The sequence below is a fragment of the Tahibacter harae genome, from assembly GCF_024437735.1.
In the GTDB taxonomy this organism is placed as follows: Bacteria; Pseudomonadota; Gammaproteobacteria; order Xanthomonadales; family Rhodanobacteraceae; genus Tahibacter; species Tahibacter harae.
Genome location: NZ_JANFQO010000052.1, coordinates 1 through 7167, shown reverse-complemented (window position 1 = coordinate 7167; position 7167 = coordinate 1). Strand labels below are relative to the sequence as shown.

1 protein-coding gene is annotated in these 7167 nt (G+C 72.5%); it reads right to left on the bottom strand.

Features of this window, described 5'->3' with window-relative positions; genetic code table 11:
* Positions 1-7167: SDR family NAD(P)-dependent oxidoreductase (locus tag NM961_RS23625; protein ID WP_255916892.1), on the bottom strand; the 7167-nt coding region annotated here is incomplete at both ends.

The following is a 7167-nucleotide window of genomic DNA, read 5'->3' as shown; positions in this document are numbered from 1 at the left end:
GGCTGGGCGTCCGCCGCAGCCGCAGGCGGCGGGGTTGCCGCGGCCTGCGACGCCGCCGGGGCCTGCGACGCCGCCGGGGCCGCTGCCGGCGCCGAAACCGCTGCGGCCTGGACCGCTGCGGCCTGGACCGCTGCGGACACGGACCTGCCCGGCACCGCGGCCGCGCCGCCGGAAGGCTGCGCAGCTTCCGCCGCCGATGCCGCGCCGGCGTTGCCGGCCGGCACAGCAGCCGGCGGCGGCGCCAGCGCATCGCGGTGATGCTGGTCGATATAGCGCCGCACCTGGGCCAGGGTCGAGTGCTCCAGGAACAGGGTTTCCAGCACGTCGGGGATCAGTTCCTTGATGCGCCCCAGCAGCGTGGTTGCGCCTATGGAATCGAGCCCGTACTCATCCAGCGCAGCATGCTCGTCGATGCGCGCAGCGGCCAGGCCAAGGTGGCGGCAGACCAGATCGGCGATCTGATCGGCGGTCGACGGGCCGGTGCCGGCGGTTGCTGCGGCGGCCGGCGCAGGGTCTGCACTGCCGGCAGCCGGCTGCGGTTGCGCTGCTGCCGCGATGGCGGACGGCGAAGGCGTGGCGCCCGGCGAAGGCGCAGGCTCGCCCGCGGGCGGCGTCTGCACCGCCGCGGCGGCCGACAGCGGCGTCGCCGCCGCGGCGCGGGCCTGCGGCCAGTAGCGCTCGGGTGCGAAGGCATAAGTCGGCAGGCTCACGCGCCGCGGCGGCGGCGTGCCGTGCAGCGCGCGCCAATCCACGGCAAGGCCCTTCACCCACAGTTCCGCCAGCTTGTCGTATTTGCCGCGGGCGACCCAGTTCGCCAGCGCGCGCTGCAGATCGTCGTCGCCGTTGAACAGCGCGATTTCCTCGCGGCTGCGCCGCACCTGGCCGCGGAAACGGCCCGGGACCGGCGCATCCGCGTCGGCGATGAAGGCGTCCAGCTGCTGCAGCAGTTCGGCCTCGCTGCCGACCGCCCAGGCCACCCGTTCGTCCATCGCATCGCGGCCGACCTGGCTGGTGTAGGCAATGTCGGCAAGTCCCGCGCCGGCCAGCCGGCCGGCGCGCAGGGCCTGGGCCAGGCGCAGTGCCTGCGCGCGCAGGCGCTCGGCCGTGCGCGCCGACAGCACGACCAGGGCCGGCCCCGTGCCAGGGACGGCGGGCGCGGAGGGCGGTGCCAGGTATTCCTCGACTACGACATGCGCATTCGCGCCGCCGAAGCCGAACGAACTGACGCCGGCGCGGCGCGGCAGCGCCCTGCCCTGTTCGTCCGTCGCGGCCGGCCAGTCGCGGTTCTCGCGCACGATGTAGAACGGCGAACCGCTCAGGTCGATGTACGGGTTGATGCGCTCGCAATGCAACGTTTTCACCAGCGTACGATGCTGCAATTGCAGCAGCAGCTTGATCAGCCCGGCGGCGCCGGCGGCCAGTTCCAGGTGGCCGATCGCACTCTTGACCGTGCCCAGGCCGCAGCGCTGCGGCACCACCGCGACGCCGGCCTCCGCATGCAGGCTGGCGAAAGCGGCCTTGAGCGCATTCACTTCGATCGGATCGCCCAGCTCCGTGCCGGTGCCGTGGGCCTCGATGTAGGTGATGCTGCGCGGATCGACGCCGGCTTCGCGGTAGGCGGTCCTCAGCAGTTCCGCCTGCGCGCGCGGGTTCGGCGCGGTCAGCGAGTTGGCGCGGCCGCCATGGTTCTCGGCACTGGCGATGATGACGCCGTAGATGCGGTCGCCGTCGGCCTCGGCCCGGGCCAGCGGCTTGAGCAGCAGCATGCCCACGCCTTCGCCGCGGGAGTAGCCGTCAGCGCGGTCGGAGAAGGTCTTGCAGCGCCCGTCCGCGGCCAGCATGCCGGCCTTGCTGAAACTGATGTGCGCCAGCGGCGACGGCATGGTGTTGACGCCGCCGACCAGGGCCAGCTCGCAGCCGCCGGTGCGCAGTGCCTGCAGCGCGCGGTGCACCGCGACCAGCGAGGAGGAGCAGGCGGTTTCGATCGGCTCGCTGGGGCCGTGCAGGTTGAGGAAGAAACTGACCCGGTTGGGCCCGACCGACGGCACGATGCCGGTGGAGGAATAGCCTTCGATATCCAGGTCCGAGCCCGCCAGCGCCTCGCCGTAGCCGGTGATGCCGGTGCCGACGAACACGCCGGTCTGGCTGCCCGACAGCTGCGACGGCGCGTAGCCGGCGTCCTCGATCGCGGCCCAGGCGTGCTGCAGCATCAGGCGCTGCTGCGGATCGATCAGCACCGCTTCGCGCGGCGAGATGCCGAAGAACAGCGGATCGAACTCGTCGGCGCCGTCGATGAAGCCGCCCCATTTCACGTTGGTGCGGTTGGCTTCGGTCTGCGGATCGCCGTAGATCGCGCGCCAGTCCCAGCGCGACAGCGGCACTTCGCCGATACAGTCGCTGCCGGCGCGCAGGTTGTCCCAGAACGTGGCCAGGTCCGGCGCACCCGGGAAGCTGCAGCTGATGCCGATTACCGCGACGCGCTCGCGCGCGGCAGCCGGTGCCGCAGACGGCGGCGGCGTTGCAGCCGGATAAGCCGCCGGCGCAGCGGGTGCGGCGGCGGACGGCAGCGCTGCGGACGGCGCCGGCGCAGCGGCATGCGCGGCCACGGACCAGCCGCCGCGCCGGCGCCGGCCGCCCGTGGCAGCAAGCGGCGCGTCCTGCACGGCGGCAGCCGCCGGCACCGCCGCAAGCGCGATGCTGGCCGCGGCCGGTGCGTCTGCCGCGACCGCCGCCGGCGTTTCCGGCAGCGCCGCCGCAGCGCCGAGTTCGGCCAGATGCCGGCTCAGCATGCGCAGGGTCGGATGGTCGAAGAACACGGTCGGCATCAGTTCCAGGCCGAAACGCGCATTCAGGCGGTTGGCAAATTCAGTCAGGGTGATCGAATCGAAGCCGTATTCGCCCAGTTCCGTGTCGCTGTCCAGCTCATGCCGCGTGACGCGCAGCAGCTGCGAGACATCGTCCAGCAGCAGGCCCAGCAGGCGCCCGTCCGCGGAAGCACCGGCCGCTGCCGGCGGCACGGCGGAATTGGCCGCGGCAGGCGGCGGCACGGCGGTTGCCAGCGCAGTTCCCGCCGGCGCGGAGGAAAACGCTGCGGCGGCCGGCACCGCGGCATTTGCCGCACCGTCGTCGGGCGCCGGCGCGCCCGGCAGCAGGCGCTGCGCCTCGCCGTGCAGCACCAGAAGCTCGCCGGTGGCGCCGTTCAGGGCGCGATAGAACGCGGCCAGGCCCGCGGCCGTATCCAGCGCGAGCAGGCCGTAGCGCGTACGCGCCTGCTCCTGCGTCGCGGCATCGGCCTGCATGCCGCCCTCGCGCCACAGCGGCCAGCCCAGCGACAGGCTGCGGCCCTGGCGCTGTCCCTGGGCGGCGAGCGCGGCGCGGTGGCTCATGTAGGCGTCCATGAACGCATTGGCAGCGGCATAGTCCACCTGTCCACGATTACCCAATGCACCGGCGATCGACGAAAACGCGACGAGGAAATCCAGCGCCAGCCCGGCGCTGGCCTGGTCCAGGTTGACCAGACCGGCGACCTTGGGCGCCAGCACCGCGGCGAAATCGTCCGCTGTCTTTTTCTGCAGCAGCCGGTCCCGCACCACGCCGGCGCTGTGCAGAATGCCGTCGAGACGGCCGTAGCGCGCGACGATGCCATCGACAAGAGCAGCCACCGCCGCACCGTCGCTGACATCGACCCGCTGATAGTCGACCTCGGCGCCCTGCTCGCGCAGCGCCTGCAGGGCCTGCAACTGCGCGGCCTGCAGTGCCGAGCGCCCGGTCAGCACCAGCCTCGCGCCCTGCGCCTGGCGCGCGATTTCGGCCGCGAACAGCAGGCCCAGGCCGCCGGCGCCGCCGCTGATCAGATAGACGCCGCCGGTACGCCAGGGCAGTTCGCGCGGCAGTTCGCCGTTCCAGGGCAGCCATTCACGCCGCTGGCGTGAATCGGCGCTGCCGCGGATCTCGGCCGGACCGGCTGCCGCATTCTCCTGCAGCAACTGGCGCAGCCCGGCCGGGCCGGCCTGCGCCGGGGCCAGCAGCAGCTGGCACTGGCAGTGGCTGATTTCCTGCTGCGCCGACTTGAGCAGACCGGCGAGGCCGGCCAGTCCAGCCGCCTCCTCGGGCACGACCACTTGCAGCAGCACCGGGAGGGACTGGCGCTGCGCGGCAATGCGCTGCACCTGTTGCAGCAGGAATTGCGCGCAGCGCCCGAAGCGCTGCGCAATGTCGCCGTCACCGGCCACGCCCGCACAGGCGGCGAAGGCACCGCCCTCGGCCACGGCCGCGGCCATGTCCTCGCCGAAGCCGCACAGCACGACTTCGCGCTGCAGCGCGGGCAGCGGCACGGCAAGCGCCGGCGCCGGTTTCCACTGCGGCTGCAGCAGCACGGTCGCAACGTCCGCGGCTGCAGGCGTGGCCCGGCCCGGGTCCGGATCCTGCGGCCCCTGCGGTGCCAGCGTGCGCGCGCTGAGTCCGCGCACGCGCACGCCGACGCGGCCCTGGGCATCGGCCAGGTCCAGGTCCACGCGCAGCACGCCGGCCGTGCTGTCCGCGGCCGGCCGCGCAAACACGCGCACCACGTCCCGCGTGCCGTCCCACCATTCCAGCGACTGCACGGCGAACGGCAGTATCGGCTGGGTCTGCGCCGCCGGCCTGTCCTCGGCGAGGCCCATCATGGCCTGCAGCGCCGCATCGAGCAGGCTGGGATGCAGCACGAATTCATCCGCCCCGGCCGCGACCGGCGCCGGCAGCACCAGCCGCGCCAGCGCCTGGCCGCCGCCGATATGCAGGGACTGCAGCGCCTGCAGGGCCGGGCCGTAGTCCATGCCGAGGGCGGCGAAACGCCGGTAGCAGTCGGCCGCATCCAGCGTTGCGGCACTGCAGGCCTGCTCGATGGCGGTCAGGTCCAGCTGCGGCGCCGTGCTGGCCGGCTGCCGCAGCACCAGGCCCTGGCAATGCAGGGTGACGCCGTCGGCGGCATCGGTATAGATCTCGAACGCGAGCTGGCCGGCAGCCTGCGGCTGCAAATCGACATGCACCTGCACGCCCGGGTCCGCGGCAAGCGGCCGCAGCCAGACCACCTGGCCAAGCCGCACGGTCTCGCCCGCGGGCAGCACCTGCGCCGCCGCGGCGCGGGCCATTTCCAGCATCGCGACACCAGGCAGCAGGCGGCGGCCGCCGATGACGTGATCGGCGAACCAGAATTCCCCGCCGTCGAAGCGGGAGCTGAAGCGCAGGCCGTCCACGTCCGAGGTGTTCTGCTGCAGCAGCGGGTGCAGCGCCGCGCGCGGCGCCACCGCCGCCGCGGCCAGCGTGACCGGCCGGGTCTCGACCCAGCAGCGCTGGTGCGCATACGGATAGCCCGGGAGCGGCAGGCGGCGGCGCGGTTCGCCACGGTGCAGTGCGCGCCAGTCCAGGTCCAGGCCCGTGGCCCAGACCTCGGCCAGCTTGGCCAGGCGGCCGCGCTCGATCCAGCGCGCCACGGTCTCCTGGAACTCGCCGTCGCCGGCGAACGCCGCCAATGCCTGGCGGTTGGCGCGGGCCTGGCCCAGGTAGATGTCGTCCAGCTGCTCGGCCTTGCCGTCGAGGTAGCCCTGCAGCTTTTCCACCAGCACGGCGATGCCGTCGGCGAGCAGGCTTACACGCTCACTCATCGGTTCGCGCCCCACCTGCAAGGTGTAGGCGATGTCGGCCAGGTCGGCGTCGTCGTAGCGGCCGCTCTGCACTGCCGCGAGCAGCGCCTGCACGCGCGCATTGAGCTGTTCCTGGGTGCGCGCCGACAGCAGCACGGCCTGGGGCTGGCCGCTGCCGGCCGCGCTGCGGCCGGCGGCGCGGTATTCCTCGATCACCACGTGGGCGTTGGAACCACCCGCGCCGAAGGACGAGATACCGGCCAGGCGCGGCAGCTCGCGCTGCACGCCGTCGATTTCGCGCACCGGCCGCGGCCAGTCGCTGAGCGACTGCACCACGCGGAACGGCGAGGCGGCGAAATCGATGTTCGGGTTCAGCACGTCCGAATGCAGCGAGGGCACGATCTGGCCGTGCTGCAACTGCAGCAGCACCTTGGTTACACCGGCGATGCCGGCCGCGCTTTCACAATGTCCAATATTGGATTTGACCGAGCCGATGATGCAGGACTGGCGCGGCAGCGCGTCGCCGCCGAAGGCCCGGCTCAGGCCGGCTATCTCGATCGGATCGCCGAGCGAAGTGCCGGTACCGTGCGCCTCGACATAGCTGATCCAGCCGGGCTCCACGCCGGCGCGGCGCAGCGCCCGCGCGATCACTTGGCCCTGGGCCTGGGGATTGGGCACGGTATAGCCGTTGGTCTTGCCGCCATGGTTGACCGCGCTGCCGCGTACCAGGGCGTAGATGTGGTCGCCGTCGGCCTCGGCCTGGGCGCGCGGCTTCAGCAGCACCGCGCCCACGCCCTCGCCCGGCACATAGCCGTCGCCGCCGCGGCCGAAGCTTTCGCAGCGCCCGGTGGACGACGAGAACTGGCCCTGCTGCAGCCCCAGGTATTTGTTCGGGTGCAGCGACAGGTTCACGCCGCCGGCCAGGGCCACGGCGCATTCGCCACGGCGCAGGCTTTCGCAGGCCAGGTGTATCGTCGTCAGCGACGACGAACACATGCTGTCCACCGCCATGCTGGGGCCGTTGAAGTCGCAGAAGTACGACACACGGTTGGCGATCGAGGCCGGGCTGCCCGCCAGGCTGACCGCCTCGCCGCGCTGCTGCGCCTCGACGCCGTAGAACGGGTACTCCTCGTACATCACGCCGACGAACACGCCGACATTGCCGTGCACCGTCTCGCGCAGTTCGGCACGGGTATAGCCGGCGTCCTCCAGCGTGTCCCAGGCGGTCTGCAGGAACAGCCGCTCCTGCGGATCCAGCACGGCCGCCTCGCGCGGCGAGATGTTGAAGAACAGCGGGTCGAATTCATCGACACCGGCGAGAAAGCCGCCCCAGCGGCAATAGCCCTTGCCGCTGACGCGCGCGCCGGCTTCGCTGTACGGTCGGTGGTCCCAGCGCTCCGGCGGAATCTCGCTGATGCAGTCGCGGCCGTTGCGCAGGTTGTCCCAGAACGCCTCCAGCGTCGGCGCCTGCGGGTAGCGCCCGGCCAGGCCGATGATGGCGATTTCCTGGCTGCTCGCCTCGGCCGCCGCCGCCGGCGGCGGCGCG